Genomic DNA, 1,502 nt, shown 5'->3' with positions numbered 1-1,502 from the left:
CCAGCGCCGGGCCGAGCCGTTCCAGCAGGCTGAGACCTGCCTCGGTCGGCACGACACTGCGCGTCGTGCGGTTGAACAGCCTGACGCCGAGCTGCACTTCCAGGCGACGCACCGCCTCACTCAAGCCCGAAGCGCTGCCGCCGCTGGCACGCGCGCCATCGCGAAAGCCGCCGGCGCGCGCCACCGCAACGAAGGCGTTCAGATCACTGAGATCCATCATTGTTCGCCATTCCGCACAGCCTGTGTGGATTGTACCTGATTATCACGAGGTTGAGCAACGCCTATCTCTGCCTCCTCAAAAGGAGATCAAGCATGTCCAATATTCAACAGGCCGGCACCTTCACCCTTGGCAGCCACAGCGTGAAGCGGCTCGGCTACGGTGCCATGCAACTCGCCGGACCCGGCGTGTTCGGGCCGCCCAAAGACCGTGACGCGGCATTGGCAGTGCTGCGCGAGGCCATTGCGCAAGGCGTCGACCACATCGATACCAGCGATTTCTATGGGCCGCACGTCACCAACCGGCTGATCCGCGAGGCCCTGGCACCCTACAAGGACGATCTGGTCATCGTCACCAAGATCGGCGCCCGGCGCGGCACGGATGGATCGTGGCTGCCGGCCTTTTCTCCCGAAGCGCTGACCCAGGCGGTGCACGACAATCTCAGCAATCTCGGGCTCGAGGTGCTTGATGTGGTCAATTTGCGCATCATGTTCGATACCCATGGTCCAGCCGAGGGATCGATCGAAGCCCCGCTCGCTGTGCTGGCCGGGCTTCAACAACAGGGCCTGGTCCGGCACATCGGGCTGAGCAACGTGACGTCGGCGCAGATAGCCGAAGGACGCCGGATCGCCGAGATCGTCTGCGTGCAGAACCAGTACAATCTGGCACATCGCGACGACGACGCCCTAATCGACGACCTTGCCCGCGACGGCATTGCCTATGTGCCGTTCTTCCCGCTCGGCGGCTTCAATCCACTGCAATCTTCCACCCTGTCGAAAGTCGCAGCGCGCCTCGGCGCCACACCCATGCAGGTCGCGCTCGCCTGGCTGCTGCGCCGCGCGCCCAACATCCTGCTGATCCCCGGCACATCGTCGGTCGGGCATCTCAGGGAAAACCTAGCGGCGGGTGAACTCGAATTGCCACAGGATGTGCTCAGCGAACTGGACGGCGTGGCGCTGGCGGCTTGAAGCTAGCCAATCTCCCCCCTCGTGGGGGAGATTGGCTGCCGCAGCCGCCGCTTAGTTGATACTCGCCGTATTCGCCGGCTCAGCCGGCCGCGCCTCATCAGCATAAGGCACGCGAAAACCGTTCGCCGCCAGCCAGTCGATGGCCGCCTTCGGCTCGTCGGTCTGGATGATGGTGGCGCCCCGATCAGCCCAAAAACCCCAGCTTTCGCGCGGCAGGCTGGCTTGCACTGCCAGTTCGTCGCCGCGGCCGCCAGCCAGGAAGCCGCCCGGCTTGTTGACGATGGCGTAGGTGTCGGCCCAGATGTGCCAGTTGCCCC

Annotated in this window: 2 protein-coding genes and 1 pseudogene; 1 reads left to right on the top strand and 2 read right to left on the bottom strand. The window is 64.6% G+C overall.

Annotated elements, in window-relative coordinates; all coding sequences use genetic code 11:
* On the bottom strand, nt 1-220 hold a 220-nt coding region (locus EN935_RS35590; RefSeq protein WP_164771665.1), incomplete at its 3' end, for a LysR family transcriptional regulator.
* Between the two features lie 92 nt (nt 221-312).
* Here EN935_RS35590 and EN935_RS35585 point away from each other — a divergent pair.
* On the top strand, nt 313-1,185 hold the full coding sequence (locus EN935_RS35585) for an aldo/keto reductase family oxidoreductase (protein WP_127265284.1): 873 nt from the start codon (nt 313-315) through the stop codon (nt 1,183-1,185).
* A gap of 51 nt (nt 1,186-1,236) precedes the next feature.
* Here EN935_RS35585 and EN935_RS35580 read toward each other — a convergent pair.
* Nucleotides 1,237-1,502: pseudogene (locus tag EN935_RS35580) on the bottom strand (DUF4996 domain-containing protein); the annotation flags it as partial.

This window comes from Mesorhizobium sp. M7D.F.Ca.US.004.03.1.1 (genome assembly GCF_003998635.1).
In the GTDB taxonomy this organism is placed as follows: Bacteria; Pseudomonadota; Alphaproteobacteria; order Rhizobiales; family Rhizobiaceae; genus Mesorhizobium; species Mesorhizobium loti.
The sequence above is the reverse complement of the archived record's forward strand: the minus strand, read 5'-3'. Positions and strand labels throughout refer to the sequence as shown.